The 19,960-nt window shown below is 68.3% G+C and carries 14 protein-coding genes, 2 tRNA genes and 2 pseudogenes; 6 read left to right on the forward strand and 12 right to left on the reverse strand.

Features of this window, described 5'->3' with window-relative positions; all coding sequences use genetic code 11:
• Positions 1 to 23: 23 nt before the first annotated feature.
• The 12 genes and pseudogenes from mraY to EV657_RS12680 all read right to left on the reverse strand — a co-directional run bounded on the left by mraY (position 24) and on the right by EV657_RS12680 (position 13,704).
• Complete coding sequence (gene mraY, locus EV657_RS12630; protein ID WP_134078119.1) at positions 24 to 1,109, reverse strand: phospho-N-acetylmuramoyl-pentapeptide-transferase; 1,086 nt, start codon at positions 1,107 to 1,109, stop codon at positions 24 to 26.
• A complete protein-coding gene (locus EV657_RS12635) occupies positions 1,109 to 2,557 on the reverse strand; it encodes a UDP-N-acetylmuramoyl-tripeptide--D-alanyl-D-alanine ligase (protein ID WP_134078121.1) in 1,449 nt (482 codons plus the stop codon). Before EV657_RS12635 ends, mraY begins: the two co-directional genes overlap by 1 nt.
• Entirely contained in the window at positions 2,554 to 4,041 is a 1,488-nt protein-coding gene (locus EV657_RS12640) for a UDP-N-acetylmuramoyl-L-alanyl-D-glutamate--2,6-diaminopimelate ligase (protein ID WP_134078122.1), read from the reverse strand. The genes EV657_RS12635 and EV657_RS12640 overlap by 4 nt, the downstream gene beginning before the upstream one ends.
• Before the next feature lie 13 nt (positions 4,042 to 4,054).
• Positions 4,055 to 5,833, reverse strand: coding sequence for a peptidoglycan D,D-transpeptidase FtsI family protein (locus EV657_RS12645; protein WP_134078124.1), 1,779 nt, complete (start codon positions 5,831 to 5,833; stop codon positions 4,055 to 4,057).
• A gap of 179 nt (positions 5,834 to 6,012) precedes the next feature.
• Positions 6,013 to 6,294 (reverse strand): annotated as a pseudogene (ftsL, locus tag EV657_RS12650) (cell division protein FtsL); the annotation flags it as partial.
• The gene (gene rsmH / locus EV657_RS12655; RefSeq protein WP_113670295.1) at positions 6,295 to 7,290 is read right to left on the reverse strand and encodes a 16S rRNA (cytosine(1402)-N(4))-methyltransferase RsmH; all 996 of its coding nucleotides are present in this window, start codon (positions 7,288 to 7,290) and stop codon (positions 6,295 to 6,297) included.
• Between the two features lie 4 nt (positions 7,291 to 7,294).
• Positions 7,295 to 7,819, reverse strand: coding sequence for a division/cell wall cluster transcriptional repressor MraZ (mraZ, locus tag EV657_RS12660; RefSeq protein WP_134078126.1), 525 nt, complete (start codon positions 7,817 to 7,819; stop codon positions 7,295 to 7,297).
• 667 nt (positions 7,820 to 8,486) lie between these two features.
• Positions 8,487 to 9,569, reverse strand: coding sequence for an Mrp/NBP35 family ATP-binding protein (locus EV657_RS12665; RefSeq protein ID WP_134078128.1), 1,083 nt, complete (start codon positions 9,567 to 9,569; stop codon positions 8,487 to 8,489).
• A gap of 442 nt (positions 9,570 to 10,011) precedes the next feature.
• On the reverse strand, positions 10,012 to 10,461 hold the full coding sequence (locus EV657_RS22220; protein WP_243837589.1) for a Hint domain-containing protein: 450 nt from the start codon (positions 10,459 to 10,461) through the stop codon (positions 10,012 to 10,014).
• Positions 10,462 to 10,490: 29 nt separating this feature from the next.
• Positions 10,491 to 10,865, reverse strand: a pseudogene (locus EV657_RS22735) (Hint domain-containing protein); the annotation flags it as partial.
• Entirely contained in the window at positions 10,849 to 11,100 is a 252-nt protein-coding gene (locus EV657_RS12675; RefSeq protein WP_134078129.1) for a hypothetical protein, read from the reverse strand. The gene EV657_RS12675 and the pseudogene EV657_RS22735, both read right to left, overlap by 17 nt.
• A gap of 123 nt (positions 11,101 to 11,223) precedes the next feature.
• Entirely contained in the window at positions 11,224 to 13,704 is a 2,481-nt protein-coding gene (locus EV657_RS12680; protein ID WP_134078131.1) for an ATP-dependent helicase, read from the reverse strand.
• A gap of 139 nt (positions 13,705 to 13,843) precedes the next feature.
• Here EV657_RS12680 and EV657_RS12685 point away from each other — a divergent pair, with 139 nt between their 5' ends.
• The 6 genes from EV657_RS12685 to EV657_RS12710 all read left to right on the forward strand — a co-directional run bounded on the left by EV657_RS12685 (position 13,844) and on the right by EV657_RS12710 (position 19,957).
• The gene (locus EV657_RS12685) at positions 13,844 to 14,170 is read left to right on the forward strand and encodes a hypothetical protein (RefSeq protein WP_075785269.1); all 327 of its coding nucleotides are present in this window, start codon (positions 13,844 to 13,846) and stop codon (positions 14,168 to 14,170) included.
• A gap of 201 nt (positions 14,171 to 14,371) precedes the next feature.
• Positions 14,372 to 17,815 carry a pyruvate carboxylase gene (locus EV657_RS12690; RefSeq protein WP_134078133.1) on the forward strand — a complete coding sequence of 1,148 codons (3,444 nt, stop codon included), beginning with the start codon at positions 14,372 to 14,374 and terminating at the stop codon, positions 17,813 to 17,815.
• Positions 17,816 to 17,978: 163 nt separating this feature from the next.
• Positions 17,979 to 18,053 (forward strand) — tRNA-Gly (locus EV657_RS12695).
• Positions 18,054 to 18,222: 169 nt separating this feature from the next.
• Positions 18,223 to 18,297: transfer RNA gene (locus tag EV657_RS12700), tRNA-Gly, on the forward strand.
• Between the two features lie 141 nt (positions 18,298 to 18,438).
• Positions 18,439 to 19,404 carry a tripartite tricarboxylate transporter substrate binding protein gene (locus EV657_RS12705; RefSeq protein ID WP_075785268.1) on the forward strand — a complete coding sequence of 322 codons (966 nt, stop codon included), beginning with the start codon at positions 18,439 to 18,441 and terminating at the stop codon, positions 19,402 to 19,404.
• A 115-nt stretch (positions 19,405 to 19,519) separates the two neighbouring features.
• Positions 19,520 to 19,957, forward strand: a complete 438-nt coding sequence (locus EV657_RS12710) for a tripartite tricarboxylate transporter TctB family protein (protein WP_113670264.1) — start codon at positions 19,520 to 19,522, stop codon at positions 19,955 to 19,957.
• Positions 19,958 to 19,960 lie beyond the last annotated feature (3 nt).

Below are 19,960 nucleotides of genomic sequence, written 5' to 3' on the forward strand. Positions count from 1 at the left end.
TCCTCGGACCCCCGCCCGACCACTCACCGGACCTTGAGGGTCGCCAGACCGATCAGCGCAAGGATCAGGCTGATGATCCAGAATCGTATCACGATCTGGGGCTCGGCCCAGCCCTTCTTCTCGAAGTGGTGGTGGATGGGTGCCATCAGAAACACACGTTTCCCGGTCGCCTTGAAGTAGGCCACCTGGATGATGACGGACATCGCCTCGACCACGAAAAGCCCGCCAACTATGGCCAAAACGATCTCGTGCTTGGTCGCGACGGCAATGGCGCCCAGAGCGCCGCCCAGCGCCAGCGACCCGGTATCGCCCATGAAGACGGCGGCGGGTGGGGCGTTATACCACAGGAACCCAAGCCCCGCGCCGATCAACCCTGCGGTGAAAACCAAGATCTCGCCGGTGCCCGGCACGTAATGCACATCGAGATACTCGGTAAAGTCGACTCGGCCGACCGCATAGGCGATCACGCCCAGCGCGCCGGCCGCGATCATCACCGGCATGATCGCCAGCCCGTCCAGCCCGTCGGTCAAGTTCACCGCGTTGGCCGAGCCCACGATCACCAGCATCGCGAAGGGGATGAACAGCACCCCCATATGGATCAGCGTGTCCTTGAAGACCGGCATCGCCAGGTTGTAGCTCAGATCCGCCGGATGCGCCCAGGCCGCCCAATATCCGGCAATGGCCGCGATCAGCAGCCCCAGCCCGAAGCGCACCCGCCCGGGCACGCCCTTGGTGTTGTTCTTCGACACCTTGGCATAGTCGTCGGCAAAGCCGATGGCGCCGAAGGACAGCGTCACGAACAGCAAAAGCCAGACATAGGCATTGTCGAGCCGCCCCCACAGCAGCGTCGACACGATCAGCCCGCCCAGGATCAGCACACCGCCCATGGTGGGGGTGCCCGCCTTCGAGGTGATATGGCTTTCGGGGCCGTCCGCCCGGATCGGCTGGCCGTTTTTCTGCCGCTTGCGCAGCAGGTTGATCAGCGGCCGCCCGAACAGGAAGCCGAAGACGAGCGCGGTGAAGAACGCGCATCCTGCCCGGAAGGTGATGTAGCGGAACAGGTTGAAGACGCCACCGCCATCGGACAGGTCGGCAAGCCAGTAGAGCATTACGAAAGATCCTCGTCGGAGCCGGAGCCGCCTTGCCCCAGCCTTTTCAGCGCGTCGACCACGACCGACACGCGGCTGCCTTTCGATCCCTTGACCAGCACCACATCGCCGGCATCGACCAGCGAATGGACCTTGGCGGCCAGGGGATCGGCTTCGTCGAACCACTGCCCTCTCTGCGAGAGCGGCAGGGCAAAATAAAGGGCGCGCATCCGCGGCCCGACGCAATGCACCAGATCGACGCGCGCCATCGCGGCCAGATCGGCCAGGCCCGCATGCATCGTCTGTTCCTCGGGGCCAAGCTCCAGCATGTCGCCCAGGATCGCGATCCGCCGCCCGCGCGCCACCCGCCCAAGCCCGTCGGTCGGCCGGGTGGCGGCCAGCACCTCGAGCGCAGCGGCCATCGAGGCCGGGTTGGCGTTGAAGGCGTCGTCGATGACCTCGACCGACAGGCTCTCCTCGACCGGGTCGAGCGGGATCCTCAGCCGCGCGCCGCGCCCGCCGGGCGGGCGCCACTGGCCCAGATCGCAGGCCGCGACCACAAGATCGATGCCCAGCGCCTCGGTCACCGCCAGCACACCCAGCGCATTGGTCGCGAAATGACGCCCGGCGGCGTGGATCTTGAACAGAATCTCGTGCCCGCGCGCCTCGGCCTGCACGACCGTCGAGTGGGCATGCAGATCGGCCCGCATCAGGCGGAACTCGCAGCCCTCGGCGGCGCCGAAACGGGTCTCGGCCGCGGCATGGGCGGCGGCGCCCGCCGCCAGCACCGGGCTGGTGTCCAGATCGCCCGGATAGATCGCGATACCGCCCGGCTCCACCCCCTCGAAGATCGCGGCCTTCTCGGCGGCGATGCCCGCAAGCCCGTCGAAGGCCTCCAGATGCGCGGGCGCGATGGTGGTGATCAGCGCCACATGCGGCCGCGCCAGCCGCGCCAGCGGCGCGATCTCGCCGGGATGGTTCATGCCGATCTCGAGCACGGCGAACTGGGCGTCGCGCGGCATCCGCGCCAGCGTCAGCGGCACGCCCCAATGGTTGTTGAAGCTCGCCTCGGCGGCATGGACCCGCCCCTGCCCGGCCAGCACGGCGCGCAGCATCTCCTTGGTCGAGGTCTTGCCGACCGACCCGGTGACAGCAACGACCCGGGCGTCGCTGCGCGCCCGTCCGGCCCGCCCCAGCGCGCCCAGCGCCGCCAGCACATCGGGTACGATCAGCAGCGGCGCGGTCTCGTCCACGCCCTCGGGCAGCCGCGACACCAGCGCAGCCCCCGCGCCTCGCGCCAGCGCATCGGCGACGAAATCGTGGCCGTCGCGCTGATCCTTCAGCGCAACGAACAGATCGCCCGGCTTCAGGCTGCGGGTGTCGATGCTGACGCCGGTGACCGACCAGTCCCGGGTGACGCGCCCGCCGGTCGCCTCGGCCGCCTCGGCCGACGTCCAGAGCGCGGTCACGAAAGCCGCCCGTCAAGCGCCGCGACGGCCACGCTGGCCTGTTCGGCATCGTCGAAGGGATAGACCGCGTCGCCGACGATCTGGCCGGTCTCGTGGCCCTTGCCCGCGATCAGCAGGGCATCGCCCGGCTCCAGCGCATCGACGCCGCGCAGGATCGCCTCGGCGCGGTCTCCGACCTCGATCGCCTCGGCGCAGCCTTGCAGTATTTCTGCACGGATACCCTTGGGTTCTTCGGATCTCGGGTTGTCGTCTGTCACTATCACAACATCCGCCTGTTCGCAGGCGACCTGCCCCATCAGCGGCCGCTTGCCCCGGTCACGATCCCCGCCCGCGCCGAAAACGACCACGATCCGGCCCATCACATGGGGCCTCAGCGAGGCGATGGCGGCGGCCAGAGCGCCCGGCTTGTGCGAATAGTCCACAAAGACGGTGGCCCCGTTCGCACGGGTCGCCGCCAGCTCCATCCGCCCCCGCACGGTCACCAGCTCGGGCAGGGTCGCGAAGACCCGCCCGGGTGCCTCACCCGCCGCGATGACAAGCCCGGCCGCGGCCAGCACGTTCTCGGCCTGGAACCCCCCGATCAGGTCGAGCCGGATCTGCTGCGGGCGGCCCTCCCAGGCAAAGCGCAGATCCTGGCCTGTGGCGTCGTAACGCTGCGCCAGGATGCGCAGATCCGCCTCTTCGGCGCGGCCAACGGTCAGGATGGTCTGGCCGCGCGCCCGGGCATGGCCCAGCATCTGCGCACCGCGCGGATCGTCGATATTGATCACCGCGGTCCCGTCCTCGGGCAGCACCCGGTCGAACAGCCCCGCCTTGGCCGCGAAATATTCCTCGAACCCCGCGTGGTAATCGAGGTGATCCTGGCTGAAATTGGTGAAGGCCGCCGCCTTCAGCGCCACCCCGTCCAGCCGCCGCTGTTCAAGCCCGTGGCTCGAGGCCTCCATCGCCGCATGGGTCACGCCCGCGCGCGCCATCTCGGCCAGCAGCCGGTGCAGGGTGATGGGTTCGGGCGTGGTATGCGACAGTGGCGCCTCATAGGCGCCCTGCACCCCCATCGTCCCCAGATTGCAGGCCGCGCGACCAAGCCCGGTCCAGATCTGACGGGTAAAGCTCGCGACCGAGGTCTTTCCCGCGGTGCCGGTGACCGCCACCATGGTCGCGGGCTGGGCGCCGTAAAACAGCGCCGCCGCGCAGGCCAGCGCCTGGCGCGGGTCCTCGGCCACCACCAGCGCGGCCTCGCTGCCCGCCAGCGCCTCGGCCGCAATGCGTGCACCCGCGCGGTCGGTCAGCACCGCCACAGCCCCCATCCGCAGCGCGAAGGACACGAATTCGGCGCCATGCGCCCGCGTCCCCGGCATCGCCGCGAAAAGATGGCCCGGTTTCGTGTGGCGGCTGTCGACCGACAGCCCCGTGATATGCGCCTCTCGCCCGCCCTGGGCCGTCAGCCCCAGGTCGGCGAGCGTCGTTTCAGTCCGGATTGTCATGATCCCCGCGCCTTCAGTTCGCGGTCAGTGTTACCCCGAAGCCCTGCGCCTGTTCAATCTCCGGCCGGAGCCCCAGAAGCGGCGCGGCGCGGCGGATGATCTCGGCGCCGACCGGCACGGCGGTCCAGCCCGCGGTGCGGCGCGGCTGCGGGCCGGTGGTGTCCTGCGGCTCGTCGAGGGTGACGATCAGCACGTATTGCGGCGCCTCGGCCGGGAACATGCTGGCGAAGGTCGCGATCACCTTCTTCTCGTAATAGCCGCCGGTGGGCTTGGGCTTGTCGGCGGTGCCGGTCTTGCCGCCGACCCGGTAGCCTGGCACGTCGCCGAAGGTCGCGGTGCCATGCACCACCACCTCGCGCAGCATCGAGCGGATCTGGCGCGAGGTCTCTTCCGACACGACCCGGTCGCCCAGCGTCCCGCCCCCCGCCAGCAGCGTCGGCCGCACCCGCTGGCCGCCATTGGCCAGCGTCGCATAGCCCGCCGCCAGATGCAGCGGGCTGGCCGACAGACCGTGCCCGTAGGAAATCGTCATGGTCGAGATCTCGCTCCATTTCGCCGGGAAAAGCGGCTTGGCGCCCGCCGCCTCGACCAGTTCGACCGGCGTCGGCTCCAGAAGGCCGAGCTTGCCAAGGAATTCCTTCTGCCGGACCCCGCCGATCCGCTGGGCGATCCGCGCGGTGCCCACGTTCGAGCTTTTGACCAGCACCGTGGTCACCGACAGGCTGGACCCGTAATTGTGCAGATCGCGGATGCGGTAACGTCCCCAGACCAGCGGCCCCTTGGTGTCGATCATGGTGTTGGGGTTGACGATGCCCTCGTCCAGCGCCTGCGACAGGGTGAAAGTCTTGAAGGTCGAGCCCAGCTCGTAAAGCCCCTGCACCGCCCGGTTGAAAAGCGGACTGTCCGAAGGATCGCCCGTCACCTGCTGGCGGGGCCGCTCGTTCGGGTCGAAATCGGGCAGCGAGACCATCGACAGGATCTCGCCCGTATGCACATCCATCAGCACGGCGGCCGCGCCCTTGGCATCCATCAGCTTCATGCCGCCCGCCAGCACCCGCTCGACCGCGGCCTGCACCGTCAGATCCAGCGACAACCGAAGCGGCTGACCGCCATTGGCCGGGTCGCGCAGGTAGTCGTCGAAGTATTTCTCGACCCCGGCGACGCCGATCACCTCGGCCGACTGCACGCCCTCGCGCCCGAACCCGGCGCCCCCGAGGATATGCGCGGCCAGCGCCCCGTTGGGGTAAAGCCGCATCTCGCGCGGACCGAAGCTGAGCCCGGGATCGCCGATATCGTGCACCTGCTGCATCTGTTCGGGGCTGATCTTCTTCTTGATCCAGACGAACTTGCGGCTGCCGGTGAAGTCCTTGACCATCCGCGCCTCGTCGAGATCGGGGAAGATCCGGGCCAGTTCCCGCGCCACCGCCTTAGGGTCGATCATCAGCGGCGGCTGGGCGTAAAGCGAATGGGTGGCAAGGTTGGTTGCAAGAATGTTGCCGTTCCGGTCGACGATATCGGCCCGCTGCGCCACGATCGAGGCGCCCGGGGCGATGGCACGCGGCTCGGACGGGTCCGACCCCGCCAGAAGCCCCATCCGCACCCCGACGACGGCGAAAGCCGCGAAGAACACCACGCCCAGCACCAGAAGCCGCCCCTCGGCCCGGACCCGGGCCTGATCGCGCATCGTCTCGTGGCGCAAGCGCTTGTTCTCGCGCTCGATGGCGTCGGGATTCTCGCCCCGGGCGCGGGCCTCGAGAATGCGGGCCAGCGGGCGCAGCGGCGTGCGGATCATTGCTCGGCCTCCTCGTCCTGGGCCTCAAGCGCCTCCTCAAGCGCCTCGGGCACGGCCGAAGCAGAGGCCGCCTCCTCGACCGGCACGGTCGGGCTGGCGCTCTGGGCCGGCTGGTCGGCCTCGGCCAGGATCGACTTGAACAGCTCGTCGGGCAGGACGATGTCGGGCAACACCATTTCGGGGTAGGAGACCTGGTCGATCTGGCCGAACTGCTCGGGCGCGAGGGGCCCAAGCGCCAGCCGGTCATAGTTCAGCGCCGCCAGCTCGCGCAGCCGCTCGGGCCGGTTCAGATAGGCCCATTCGGCATTCTGCATCGCCAGCTGCTCGCGCAGCGATCCGATCGCGCGGTTCAGCCGCTCGACATTGTCGAGCGCGGCCTGGGTGCGGTAATTCTCGCGATAGGCCCAGAAGGCCAGCGCCATCACCGCCAGGGCCGTCAGCACATAGACGAAGCTGCGCATCTAGTCCTCCATGATCTTCGGCAGCCCCAGCAGACCGCGGTCGACCGGCCCCGCCGGGGCGTCGGTGCGGACCCCGACCCTCAGCTTGGCGGATCGCGCGCGCGGGTTGGCGTCCAGCTCGGCCGGATCGGGGGCCACCGCGCGGCGGGTGAGCAGATCGAACCGCGCGGGCTCGGGCTTCGCCTCGGGCGCGTAGCGGCTGCCGCCCGCGGCCTGACCCGACCGGACCTGCAGGAAGCGCTTGACGATCCGGTCCTCCAGCGAATGGAAGGTGACGACCGCCAGCTTGCCGCCGGGGTTGAGCGCGCGCTCGGCCGCTTCGAGCCCGGCCACCAGCTCGCCCAGCTCGTCATTCACCGCGATGCGGATCGCCTGGAAACTGCGGGTCGCAGGGTGGCTCTGGCCCGGGCGCTGCGGCGGCAGGCAGCGGGCCACGACCTCGGCCAGTTGCGCCGTGGTCACGATGGGTGCGACCGTGCGGGCCTTGACGATGGCGCGCGCGATCCGGCGCGAGGCGCGTTCCTCGCCGTAATGAAACAGAATATCGGCCAGCGCGGCCTCGGAGGCGGTGGCGACCAGATCGGCGGCCGACATCCCCTCGGCCCCCATCCGCATGTCGAGCGGTCCGTCCTTGGCAAAGGAGAACCCGCGTTCGGCCTGATCGAGCTGCATCGAGGACACGCCCAGATCCAGCACCACCCCGTCAAGCGGCGCCTCGGCATGACGGTCAAGGTCCGAAAAGACGCCCTCGACCAGACGCAGCCGGTCTCCCCAGGCCCCGGCCCAGGGCGCGGCCAGATCGGCGACACTGGGGTCGCGGTCGACCCCGATCACCCGGTCCGCGCCCGCATCCAGCAGCCCGCGGCTGTAGCCGCCCGCGCCGAAGGTGCCGTCCAGCCAGAGCCCCGTGACCGGCGACACCGCCTCGAGCAGGGGGCGCAGCAGGACCGGGATATGCGGCGGATCGGCGGGAACGGAGCGGTCCGCGGCGGCCATGGCCTCAGCCATCCCCGGCCGGACCGGCCACCGCCCCGGCACCGTCGAGGAAGCTCAGCGGATCGACATCCTCGGGCAGGTCGTCCAGCCAGGCCTCGGTCTTGGCCAGTTCCTCGGACTCGTAGGTCTCGGGCTTCCAGATCTGGAAGGTGTCGCCCGAGGCGATGAAGAAGGCCTCGCCTTCCAGCCCGATCTTGTCGCGCAGCTTCTGCGGCAGGGTCAGACGGCCGTCATTGTCGACCTCGGTCGGGTGCGACTGGCCATGGAACATCCGTTCCAGCATCCGCCGCTGCATCGACCCGCGCGGCAGCGCCGCGATCTTGTCATCGACCTCGTCGATGGCCTCGATGGTGTAGCATTCCAGATATTTGCGGCGGTGATCGCCATAGACGATGACCAGTTGCGGGCGGAGCCCCTCGGTCCAGTCCGGGTCGCAGGCCTCGAGCACACGGCGAAAGAGGGCCGGGATCGACACCCTGCCCTTCGCATCCACCTTGTGCTGGCTTTCGCCTCTGAACCTGCGCGCCACCTGTCCGACGCTCCCTTGCCTCGCCGTCCGCGACCGCCGCGCGGCCGTTTCAACGAAAACGGCGGATTGGGCTGCTGCCACCGCCCAATCCGCCGCCCTCGTCCCGTTCCGGGGTGCCCGGCTGCGCGTGCCACCTGGGGGATGTCTGCTCGCCCGCGCGCCGGATCTCGTATGGAGGCAATGGCGGGTGCCTGTATGAAACTGCTTTCTTGTCGTTGGGAGGCTGTATCCGCCCCTTGATCCGTCCGACCGCCATCGCCTTTGTGTGATCGTTATGCCATGGGATTTCATGGAGATCAACTGACTTTGGCGGGAATATGGTGGACCCGGCCCCCTCCAAAGGCGGAAATACGCCTTGCCCGAAAAGCGCTCGGAGCAGCCGGAACACCGCCAATTGCGAGTGCCGGGCCTCAATCCGCTAGATGTCGTGGTTAACGGCCATTCTGCGACGTTTGCGCGAAGTTTGAAAAATTTCTTCGCGCCATGGTTGCGAAAAATGCGCCCCACCCGGCTGACCGGGCCATTCCCGGCCCCACCCCGCGAAACTTCCCGGAAAATCGCACCGAATCACGCGGGCGAGAGGCTGGTTCCGTGCGGGGCCATGAATTCCCGTAAGACCCGGCCCGATCCCGGCCAGGAGGCGTCCGGTCCCGCGCGGGCCGCGATATCAGGCCATGCCGCCGCCGATCAGACGGGCGGCGATCCGCGCATAGGCGTCGGCCATCGGGCCGTCGTCCAGCGCGACCGGATGCCCGGCATCGCCCGCCTGCCGCACCTCCAGCGCCAGCGGCAGCGCGCCAAGGAAGGGCAGGCCCAGCTTGCGGGCCTCGGCCTCGACGCCGCCATGGCCGAAGATATGCGCCTCATGCCCGCAATTGGGGCAGATATAGGTGGACATGTTCTCGATCAGCCCCAGAACCGGCGTGCCGAGCTTGGCAAACATGTCCAGCGCCTTGCGCGCGTCCAGAAGCGCCACGTCCTGCGGGGTCGAGACCACCAGCGCGCCGGTCAGACGGGTCCGCTGGCACAGTGTCAGCTGGATGTCGCCCGTGCCCGGCGGCAGGTCGACCACCAGCACGTCGAGCCGCCCCCAGTCGACCTGGCCCAACAATTGCTGAAGCGCGCCCATCAGCATCGGGCCGCGCCAGACGACCGCTTCGTCCTCTTTCAGCAGCAGCCCGATCGACATCATCGCCACACCATGTGCCCGGACCGGCTCGATGATCTTGCCGTCGGGCGAGGCCGGCCGGCGGGTCGTGCCCATCATCCGCGGCAGCGAGGGGCCGTAAATGTCGGCATCCAGCAGACCGACGCGCCGCCCCTGCCGCGCCAGCGCGACCGCCAGGTTGCTGGCCACCGTCGACTTGCCGACCCCGCCCTTGCCCGAGGCTACCGCCAGGATGCGGTCGACGCCCGAGGGGTTGCGCGGGCCGTCATCGGGCGTCGGGTGGCGGCCGATCCGCGGCCCGGGCGCAGGGGCCGCAGGCGCACCGCCCTGCCCCCTGTCATGGGCGGTCAGCACGACCGAGGCCCGGCCAACGCCGGGAATGGCCTCGATCGCGGCCTGGGCGGCGGCCCGCACGGGCTCCATCCCGCGCGCCATCTCGGCCGAGTCGGCCTCGATGACGAAGCGCACCGTATCACCTTCGACCGACAGCGCGCGGATCAGGTCGCGCGAGACCAGATCGCCCCCGCCGGGCAAAGCGATTCGGGACAATTCGGCAAGGATGGCATCATTGGAAAGAGGCATCTGAGACTCCGTTTCACGCGAGGCTTCCCATTTACTTGGCCGGATACCCCAAAAGGGCAAGAGTCGTTTCACCGTTGCCCGATCCTGCACCAGCGGCCCCGAACTCGCCCAAAACAACGTCAGAACGACTTATGCATTTTCCGCATGGCAGCAATTCAGCCGCCAGCCATTGTGCAGGTGCAGCAAAAGCGTATTTATAGGACCAACGGCGCGGTTGGGACTGCCCGGCACAGCCGAAGGTTCCCCGCCCAGAGATAGGAAACCCCTCCTCCTCCCTGGGTTTCCTCATCTCGCGGCGACACCTACCTCCTCCCAGGTGTCGCCGCACTTTTCATTCGGGGCCCCGGCTCCATCGGAATACGGCAGTTTGTCTCCTCCTCCCTGACACTGCCGTTGTGCGGAACGGCGGCGCCCCTCCTCCCTGGCGTCGCCGTTTCTCTTTTCAGCAGTCCTGTGATCGGAAGCCGGTCAGCGGCCGCGTCAGGCGGCGGCGCCGACCCCCGGGCCGTGCTCGAACAGGGCGCGCCTCGCAACTGCGCAGCACCGGGCGGACCGGCGGCGGTTGCACGGCCTCGCCCGCGTCGAGGTCGAGATCGGGGAAAAGCCCCGGAATCTCGCGCGCGAGCGGGTCCGGCGGCACCGGCCGGGCTGAGCGGTGGCGGAAGAGATCGCCGAGGAAAAGACTGCCGCAGGCCACGTCCCCGGCGCGCACCAGTTCATGCCGTGCAAACAGCAGATGGACAGTGCGGATCGTAGCCGGAGCCTCGCGCAGCGCGGCGCCGCCGACGCCCAGCACCGCCAGCACCCACGCGGGCACCAGCACCTCGCGCACCCCGACCAGGGACTGCGCCCGGGGCGCGCGATAAAGCCCCGCGCCTGCCGGGCCGACCATAGCCGACGCGTATTGCCGAAGGCGCCGGGCGGGATCTCGACCGGGGTCGAGCGGCCGCTGCCCGGCATCGCACGCTGCCCGACCCAGACCAGCATCTGCGGCCCATGATCCACCGTCTGGGCGGTCATGCCCGGCACCAGGCTCGCGGCCCGCACCGGCACGCGCGGGGTCGCGATCGCCGTCTCGCCGGGGAAACAAAGCCCGGACAGCCCCGGATCGCCGCCCGGCCGGGCGTCATGGACGAAAAACGCAGGCGCATGCCCGCCCCGAGCATGGGTGCGGTACCAGGCAGCCAGGTCGACGCCGGGGGTCCAGACCACCTGAACCGGCGCACCGGTGCGGTCGATGCCCTCGAAGACCACCGCATGCCCGGCCCCGTCGGCCGCCTCATCCGACCGGATCACCGCCGCATCGCACAGCTCCTGTCCCCCCCTGGCCCCGCCAGACGAGATCCTGGCGGTCGCCCGGCTCGAACGGCCCGGGATCGGGGTCGCCCGGCCGCGCGGTCACGACCAGGCCACAGGCCGCGCCCGGCGGGCCGTCGAAAATCGACGTGTCCGCGCCACCGGCATTGCTGCCGACATTGGCGCCGCTGGAGATCGCGAATTCTGTGTCCCGGACCGGAAAGCTGATACGCATCGCGCCCCTCCTCCGGCCGACTGTTGCCCGGCGCCTTCGAAAGAAGGGTTAACGCTGCTCGCCATTCGGGCGCGGTGCGCGGGATCGCTGCCGCGCCCCGGCCCGATACCTGTAAGGATGGGCCTAGAGAGGAATGTCGTCGGCGCTGGCCGCGGCGACCACGAATCGGGCCACGACCTTTTTGCTCCCCGCCTTCTCGAAATCGATGTCGAGCTTGTCGCCCTCGATCCCGGTCACGACGCCATAGCCGAATTTCTGGTGGAACACCCGCGTGCCGGTTTCGAAGGCCGGGACCGCCTCGGCGTCGATCACCATGTGGCGGGCCTGGCTTGGCTGCGACACCGGCCGGGCGGCGCTGCGCGCCTGCAGCCGCTGCCAGCCCGGCGACTTGTAGACATCCGCGCGCGAGGCGCGCTCTTCGATCCCAGAGCCCCCGCCATGGGACGGCGCCGCCGCGCCATAGCCGCCGCCGCAAAGCCCGGGCGGCGTCAGCACGTCGACATGGGACGCGGGCAGTTCGTCGATAAAGCGCGACGGCAACTGCGACTGCCAACGACCGAAAACCCGGCGGTTGGCGGCGAAGGAAATCGTGCACAGCTCTTCGGCCCGGGTCAGCCCGACATAGGCCAGCCGCCGTTCCTCCTCGAGCCCCTTCAGCCCGGTCTCGTCCATCGCGCGCTGGCTGGGAAGCAGCCCGTCCTCCCAGCCCGGCAGGAACACCACCGGAAATTCCAGCCCCTTGGCGGCATGCAGCGTCATCACCGAAATCTTAGCCCCGGCCATCTCGCTGTCTTTGTCCATGATCAGCGCGACATGTTCGAGGAAGCCCTGCAGGTTGTCGAATTCCTCCAGCGCCTTGACCAGTTCCTTTACGTTCTCCAGCCGTCCCGGCGCCTCGGGCGTCTTGTCGGCCTGCCACATCGCCGTATAGCCCGACTCGTCCAGAATGCGCTCGGCCAGTTCCACATGGCTCGACGCGGCGCCGCGCCCAAGCGGCACGGTCTCGTCATCGATCAGCGCGGCCTCATCCAGCACGACCGACGGGCCCGCGGCCCGCACCTCGCCATGCCAGCGCCCAATGGCCTCGATCAGCTTGCGCAGCTCGGCCCCGCCCTTGCCGCCCAGCCCGCCGGCCTCGAGCAGACGCCGCGCGGCCTCGACCAGCGGCACGCCCTCGGCCCGCGCCACGGACTGGATCTTCTGCTGCGCCTTGTCGCCGAGCCCGCGCTTGGGGGTGTTCACGATCCGCTCGAAAGCCAGATCGTCGGCAGGGCTGACGGCGAGGCGGAAATAGGCCATCGCATCGCGGATCTCCATCCGCTCGTAGAAGCGCGGACCGCCGATCACGCGGTACGGCAGCCCGATGGTCAGAAAGCGGTCCTCGAAGGCCCGCATCTGGTGGCTTGCGCGCACCAGAATCGCCATGTCATCCAGCGAGAAGGGCCGCATCCCGCGGCTGCCGCCCTGCAGCGCCTCGGCCTCTTCGCCGATCCAGCGGGCCTCTTCCTCGCCATCCCAATGGCCGATCAGCCGAACCTTCTCGCCGCCCTCGGCCTCGGTCCAGAGCGTCTTGCCCAGCCGCCCCTTGTTGGCCGCGATCAGCCCCGAGGCGGCGGCGAGGATATGCGGGGTGGACCGGTAGTTCTGTTCCAGCCGGATCACCACAGCGCCGGGAAAATCCTTTTCGAACCGAAGGATGTTGCCGACCTCGGCGCCGCGCCAGCCATAGATCGACTGATCGTCGTCGCCGACGCAGCAGATGTTCTTGTGCCCGCCCGCCAGCAGCCGCAGCCACAGATACTGGGCCACGTTGGTATCCTGATACTCGTCGACCAGGATATAGCGGAACCAGCGCCGGTACTGGTCCAGCAGGTCGGGATGGGCCTGAAAGATCGTCACCACATGCAGCAGCAGATCGCCGAAATCGGCCGCGTTCAGGGTCTTCAGCCGCTCTTGATATTGAACATAGATTTGCCCGACTGTTCTCTTGTAGCCGGTTCCGTCCCGAAAGGCGTTAGGAAGCCGCTCCACCTCGGGACCGCCGCTTTGGCCGACTTTGTCGGAAGATAGGCCTCGATTCTTGTAATTTTCAATGTGTAACGCGAACCAGCGATCTGTCCAACGCTTCTGATCAACGCTCTCGGCCGCAATCAGCTGCTTGATAAGCCTAAGCTGGTCATCCTTGTCGAGGATGGTGAAATTCGACTTGAGCCCCACCAGCTCGGCATGCCGGCGCAGCAGCCGGACGCAGATCGCGTGGAAGGTGCCAAGCCAGGGCATGCCCTCGACCGTCTCGCCCATCAGCCGCCCGACGCGCACCTTCATCTCGCGCGCGGCCTTGTTGGTGAAGGTCACCGCCAGGATCTCGTTCGGCCGGGCCTTGCCGGTGACCAGCAGATGCGCGATCCGCGCGGTCAGCGCCCGGGTCTTGCCGGTGCCCGCCCCCGCCAGCATCAGCACGGGGCCGTCCAGCGTCTCGACCGCCTGGCGCTGGGCGGGGTTCAGCCCGTCCAGATAGGGCGCCGGCCGCACCGCCATGGCACGGACGGACAGGGGGACCTGGGCGGCGGCCTCGAAGGCGTCGAAATCGTCGATGGGACACATGGCGCCCAATCTAGCGCGCCCCGGCGACGAGTTAAAGAAGCGTTCCCCGTCCGTTCCTGTTCCGAAGCGTTTTTTGCCATCGCAGTTGCAATTTCGCGCATAAGGCGAATAGTCGGAACAAACGGGGGTGAAAGCGCGAATGAGTCGATATCGCATCCTTCTGGCAGGTCTGGGGCTGGCGACGCTGGCCGCCTGCGGCACGCCCGAGCGGCCGCAAACCGGCGTTCCCAAGGTCATCACCCCCGAGATGCTGCCCCATGCGCCCGCGGCCTCGGCGCCCGCCTGCACCGCAGAAATGGCGGCGCGATTCCATCAGCCCGAGGCGGGGATCTTCCAGATCGGCACCGGCCCCACCGCGGCCGGGTTCTGGATCGACATGAAAATGGCCGGGCGCGACGGCACCTGGCGCTGTCAGACCACGCGCGAGGGGCGTGTCGTCACCGTCACCCCGATCTCGTCGTCCTGACCGGGCCGCGCCGCGAAACAGCGGCACCGGCGGGTGCCTTGCGGCCACCGGTGCCGACCGGCACCCGTCGCGAGACAGGCATGCCCGGTCTCGGCCCCGCCTCCGCTGGCCCTTTGCTTCGCTGCAACGCAGCTTTAAACCGTTAACAATCGGCTGCGCGCCGCAGTTGCAGCCCGAACCGACCCGATGGAGGCCCCGCCCTTGACCGATTTCCAGAAGATCCTCGTCGCCAACCGGGGCGAGATAGCCATTCGCGTGATGCGCGCCGCCAACGAACTGGGCAAGCGCACCGTTGCCGTCTACGCCGAGGAAGACAAGCTGGGGCTGCACCGGTTCAAGGCCGACGAAGCCTACAAGATCGGCGAGGGGCTGGGCCCGGTCCAGGCCTATCTGTCGATCGAGGAAATCATCCGCGTCGCCAAGATGTCAGGCGCCGACGCGATCCATCCGGGCTATGGGCTTCTGTCGGAAAACCCTGCTTTCGTCGAGGCTTGCGCCGCCGAGGGCATCGCCTTCATCGGCCCGAAGGCCGAGACCATGCGCGCGCTCGGCGACAAGGCCAGCGCCCGCAAGGTGGCGATCAAGGCAGGCGTGCCGGTGATCCCCGCGACCGAGGTCCTGGGCGATGACATGGACGAGATCCGCCGCCAGGCCGACGAGATCGGCTATCCGCTGATGCTGAAGGCTTCCTGGGGCGGCGGCGGGCGCGGCATGCGCCCGATCAAGGGGCCCGAGGAGCTGGCCGAGAAGGTGCGCGAGGGCCGCCGCGAGGCCGAGGCCGCCTTCGGCAATGGCGAGGGCTATCTGGAAAAGATGATCACCCGCGCCCGCCATGTCGAGGTGCAGATCCTCGGCGACCAGCACGGCACCATCTATCACCTGTGGGAACGCGACTGTTCGGTCCAGCGCCGCAACCAGAAGGTCGTCGAGCGCGCCCCCGCCCCCTACCTGTCCCATGCCCAGCGCGAAACCATCTGCAATCTCGGCAAGAAGATTGCCGAGGCGGTGAATTACGAATGCGCCGGCACCGTCGAGTTCCTGATGGACATGGAGACGGGCAATTTCTACTTCATCGAGGTCAATCCCCGCGTCCAGGTCGAACATACCGTCACCGAAGAGGTGACCGGCATCGACATCGTCCGCGCCCAGATCCTGATCGCCGAGGGCAAGAGCCTGGTCGAGGCGACCGGCGTCGCCAGCCAGTATGACGTCGATCTCAGCGGCCATGCCCTGCAATGCCGGATCACGACCGAGGACCCGCTGAACAACTTCATCCCCGATTACGGCCGCATCACCGCCTATCGCGGCGCGACCGGCATGGGGATCCGGCTGGATGGCGGCACCGCCTATTCCGGCGCGGTCATCACCCGCTATTACGATTCGCTGCTGGAGAAGGTCACCGCCTGGGCGCCGACGCCCGAGGCCGCCATCGCCCGGATGGACCGGGCGCTGCGCGAATTCCGGATCCGGGGCGTCTCGACCAACATCGCCTTCGTCGAGAACCTGCTGAAGCACCCGACTTTCCTGAACAACGAATACTCGACCCGCTTCATCGACGAGACGCCCGAGCTGTTCAGCTTCGAGAAGCGGCGCGACCGGGCGACGCGCATCCTGACCTATATCGCCGACATCACCGTCAACGGGCATCCCGAGACGACGGGCCGCGCCAAGCCGCCCGCCGAGGCCCGCGCCCTGCGCCCGCCGGTCCCCCGGCGCGAAAGCTATGCCCCGGGCACGCGCCAGATCCTCGACCAGTTCGGCCCCGAGGCGCTGGCCGACTGGATGGCCTCGCAGAAACAGCTGCTGGTGACCGACACCACGATGCGCGACGGGCACCAGTCGCTGCTGGCAACGCGAATGCGCTCGATCGACATGATCCGCGTGGCGCCCGCCTATGCCCATAACCTGCCGCAGCTTTTCAGCGTCGAATGCTGGGGCGGCGCGACCTTCGACGTGGCCTACCGCTTCCTGCAGGAATGTCCCTGGCAGCGGCTGCGCGACCTGCGCGCGGCGATGCCGAACCTGATGACCCAGATGCTGCTGCGGGGCGCGAACGGCGTCGGCTACACGATCTATCCCGACAATGTGGTGCAGGGCTTCGTCAGGCAGGCCGCCGAAACCGGCGTCGACGTCTTCCGCGTCTTCGACAGCCTGAACTGGGTCGAGAACATGCGCGTCGCGATGGATGCGGTGCTGGAAACCGGCAAGGTCTGCGAGGGCACGATCTGCTATACCGGCGACATCCTCGACCCGGCGCGGGCCAAGTACGACCTGAACTATTACGTCGCGATGGGGAAAGAGCTGAAGGCCGCTGGCGCCCATATCCTGGGGCTGAAGGACATGGCGGGTCTGCTGAAACCCGCCTCGGCCACGGTTCTGGTCAAGGCGCTAAAGGACGAGGTCGGCCTGCCGATCCATTTCCACACCCATGACACCTCGGGCATCGCCGCGGCCACCATCCTGGCCGCAGCCGAGGCGGGCGTCGATGCGGTCGATGCCGCCATGGACGCCTTCTCGGGCGGCACCTCGCAGCCTTGCCTCGGGTCGATCGTCGAGGCGCTGCGCAACACGCCCCGCGACACCGGCATCGACATGGCCGCCGTGCGCGAGATCTCGGATTACTGGGAGGCCGTGCGCCAGGAATACGCGGCCTTCGAATCGGGCCTCTCGGCGCCCGCCTCCGAGGTCTATCTGCACGAGATGCCCGGCGGCCAGTTCACCAACCTCAAGGCCCAGGCGCGCAGTCTGGGGCTGGAAGAACGCTGGCACGAGGTCGCCGAGACCTATGCCGATGTGAACCAGATGTTCGGCGACATCGTGAAGGTGACGCCCTCCTCGAAGGTGGTGGGCGACATGGCGCTGATGATGGTCAGCCAGGGCCTGACCCGCGCCGAGGTCGAGGACCCCGACCGCGACGTGGCCTTCCCGGATTCCGTCATCGACATGATGCGCGGCAATCTGGGCCAGCCTCCGGGCGGCTTCCCCGAGGCGATCCAGGCAAAGATCCTGAAAGGCGAAAAGCCCTTTACCGACCGGCCCGGCAAGCATGTGCCCCCGGCCGATATCGACAGGATCCGCGCCGAGGTCGAAGGCCAGTTCGAAGACCTGACCCTCGATAACGAGGACCTGAACGGGTACCTGATGTATCCCAAGGTCTTCACCGATTACGCCACGCGGCACCTGCAATACGGGCCGGTCCGCACCCTGCCGACCCGCACCTTCTTCTACGGGATGGAGCCGGGCGAAGAGATCGAGGCCGAGATCGACCCCGGCAAGACGCTGGAAATCCGGCTGCAGGCGGTGGGCGAGACCGCCGAGGATGGCGAGGCGCGGGTGTTCTTCGAACTGAACGGCCAGCCCCGGGTGATCCGGGTGCCGAACCGCAAGGCCAAGGCCAGCGTGGCCCGCCGCCCGAAGGTCGAGCTTGGCAACCCCGCCCATGTCGGCGCGCCGATGCCGGGGGCCGTGGCCACTGTCGCGGTCGCGGCCGGGCAGGAGGTCAAGGAGGGCGACCTGCTCCTGACCATCGAGGCGATGAAGATGGAAACCGGGCTTCACGCCGAGCGCGACGGCAAGATCAAGGCGGTCCATGTCGCCCCGGGCCAGCAGATCGACGCCAAGGACCTGCTGATCGAGTTCGAGTGATCGCTGCCCGCCCGGGCCGCCCCCCGCCGGGCGGTTCGGGCGGCCGGCCCGACGACGGCACCGGGTCTTGCGCCCGGCACCTCCCGCGGTTTTTCGCATCGGGCCGAATTTTCCCCTTGCAGGCTCCGGCCGGAGTTTATAAATCCCCCCTCACCCAATGGATGCGGGCGTAGCTCAGGGGTAGAGCATTACCTTGCCAAGGTAAGGGTCGTGAGTTCGAATCTCATCGCCCGCTCCAATTTCTCTCGACAGGATCGACAGTCGCGGCACCGGACCGGTGCTCTCGCGGCTTTTGGCGCGCCTCCCCCGGGCGTTCTGCCGCGCGCCGGAACGCGCCCGTCCGTTCCCGCGATTTTCCCCTTGCAGGCCCCGGCCGGAGTTTATAAATCCCCCCTCACCCAATGGATGCGGGCGTAGCTCAGGGGTAGAGCATTACCTTGCCAAGGTAAGGGTCGTGAGTTCGAATCTCATCGCCCGCTCCAGGGGATCTCGGCCAGCGCGCAGAGACGTGTCGATGCCCTGCCTGCGGCGGCTTGACGCAACCCCTTCCTCCGACGAACAATGACCCATCGCAAGACGCGGGCAACCTCTTCGGCCCTGCCCGTCTCGATGGGAGGACTATCATGAGCCTGAAGAGCGCCGCGGCAGCGGCATGCATTTCGCTGGCAGCGGCCCTGCCTGCCCTCGCCGAAATCGACGCCCCCGAATGCGTCGCCCCGGCCCAGCCCGGCGGCGGGTTCGATCTGACCTGCCGGATCGCCCAGCAGGGGCTGGATGGCGCGTTCGGCAGGCCCATCGAGGTCACCTTCATGCCAGGCGGCATCGGCGCCGTGGCCTTCAACCAGTTCAACACCACCCGCACCGACGATTCCAACGCCATCGTGGCGTTTTCCTCGGGCTCGCTGCTGAACATCGCCACCGGCAAGTTCGGTACCTTCACCGAGAACGACGTGCGCTTTCTGGCCACCGCGGGCGCCGATTACGGGGCGGTGATCGTGCGGGCCGACAGCCCCTATGCCGACCTCGGCGCGCTGATGGACGCATTCAAGGCCGATCCCGGCAGCGTCGTGGTCGGCGCCGGCGGCTCGGTCGGGTCGCAGGACTGGATGAAGGGCGCGCTGTTGCTGAAATCGGTCGGCGCCGATCCGCGCCAGATGCGCTATGTCGCCTATGACGGCGGCGGCGACGCCATTGCCGGGCTGCTGGGCGGCGCGATCCAGGTCTATACCGGCGATGTGGGCGAGATGGCGGCGCATATCGGCGATGGCAGCATGCGCATCCTCGCGGTGCTGGCGCCCGAGCGGCTGGAGCCGCCCTTCGACGCCTATCCGACCGCGAAAGAGCTGGGCTATGACACCGAATGGACCATCATGCGCGGCTTCTACATGGGCAAGAACGTGCCCGACGCCGATTATCAGGCCTGGGCCGACGCCTTCGCCGCGGCCTACAAGACCGAGGCCTACCGGCAGGCCCGCGAAAGCAAGGGGCTGATGCCGCTCGAGCTGTCGGGTTCCGAGATGGATGCCCAGGTCAAGCAGCTGATCGGCGAGCTGCGCGACATCGCCCGCGACGCAGGCCTGATCCAGTAATCCCGAAAGCCCCACCTCCGGGTCCGGCGCTCCGTATCCGGACCCGCGCGCCGGGTGCGGCCAGCGCCGGACCCGACCCCTGCCCCTATCCCTGCCCGTTCCTGGAGAACCCCGAATGGTCGACCGCATCTTTGCCGGGCTTCTGCTGGCCGTCACGCTGGGCTATGGCTGGCTTGCCTTCACCGTCATCCGGGCGCCCTTTCAATACGACCCGCTCGGCCCCGAAAGCTGGCCCCGGATCCTGTCGGTCCTGGCCGCGCTCTGCCTCGCGGGCATTCTCTGGAAACCCGATGTCGACCGGTTCGACACCCGGGGCGGCACCTGGCTGAGGCTGGCCGCGATCGTGGCGCTTCTGGTCGGCTATGCCGGCCTCTACGAGCCGCTCGGCTTTGTGCTGGCAACGCTCCTCTTCGGCACGATCGCCGCCCGACTTCTGGGCGCGACGCTCGTTCGGGCGGGTGTCTTCGGGCTTGCAACCGGGGTGCTGGGCTATCTTCTCTGCGCCGGGCTTCTGGACCTCAACCTGCCCGAAGGCCCCCTGCCCCGGCTATAGGAG

Source organism: Rhodovulum visakhapatnamense (assembly GCF_004365965.1).
In the GTDB taxonomy this organism is placed as follows: domain Bacteria; phylum Pseudomonadota; class Alphaproteobacteria; order Rhodobacterales; family Rhodobacteraceae; genus Rhodovulum; species Rhodovulum visakhapatnamense.

What these genes read in the sequence shown, in the direction of transcription:
- mraY (WP_134078119.1), bottom strand. Translation starts at nt 1,109, where the DNA reads ATGCTCTACTGGCTTGCCGACCTGTCCGATGGCGGTGGCGTCTTCAAC.
- EV657_RS12640 (WP_134078122.1), bottom strand. Translation starts at nt 4,041, where the DNA reads ATGACAATCCGGACTGAAACGACGCTCGCCGACCTGGGGCTGACGGCC.
- EV657_RS12645 (WP_134078124.1), bottom strand. Translation starts at nt 5,833, where the DNA reads ATGATCCGCACGCCGCTGCGCCCGCTGGCCCGCATTCTCGAGGCCCGC.
- rsmH (WP_113670295.1), bottom strand. Translation starts at nt 7,290, where the DNA reads ATGGCCGCCGCGGACCGCTCCGTTCCCGCCGATCCGCCGCATATCCCG.
- EV657_RS12665 (WP_134078128.1), bottom strand. Translation starts at nt 9,569, where the DNA reads ATGCCTCTTTCCAATGATGCCATCCTTGCCGAATTGTCCCGAATCGCT.
- EV657_RS22220 (WP_243837589.1), bottom strand. Translation starts at nt 10,461, where the DNA reads ATGGTCGGCCCGGCAGGCGCGGGGCTTTATCGCGCGCCCCGGGCGCAG.
- EV657_RS12675 (WP_134078129.1), bottom strand. Translation starts at nt 11,100, where the DNA reads ATGCGTATCAGCTTTCCGGTCCGGGACACAGAATTCGCGATCTCCAGC.
- EV657_RS12680 (WP_134078131.1), bottom strand. Translation starts at nt 13,704, where the DNA reads ATGTGTCCCATCGACGATTTCGACGCCTTCGAGGCCGCCGCCCAGGTC.
- EV657_RS12685 (WP_075785269.1), top strand. Translation starts at nt 13,844, where the DNA reads ATGAGTCGATATCGCATCCTTCTGGCAGGTCTGGGGCTGGCGACGCTG.
- EV657_RS12705 (WP_075785268.1), top strand. Translation starts at nt 18,439, where the DNA reads ATGAGCCTGAAGAGCGCCGCGGCAGCGGCATGCATTTCGCTGGCAGCG.
- EV657_RS12710 (WP_113670264.1), top strand. Translation starts at nt 19,520, where the DNA reads ATGGTCGACCGCATCTTTGCCGGGCTTCTGCTGGCCGTCACGCTGGGC.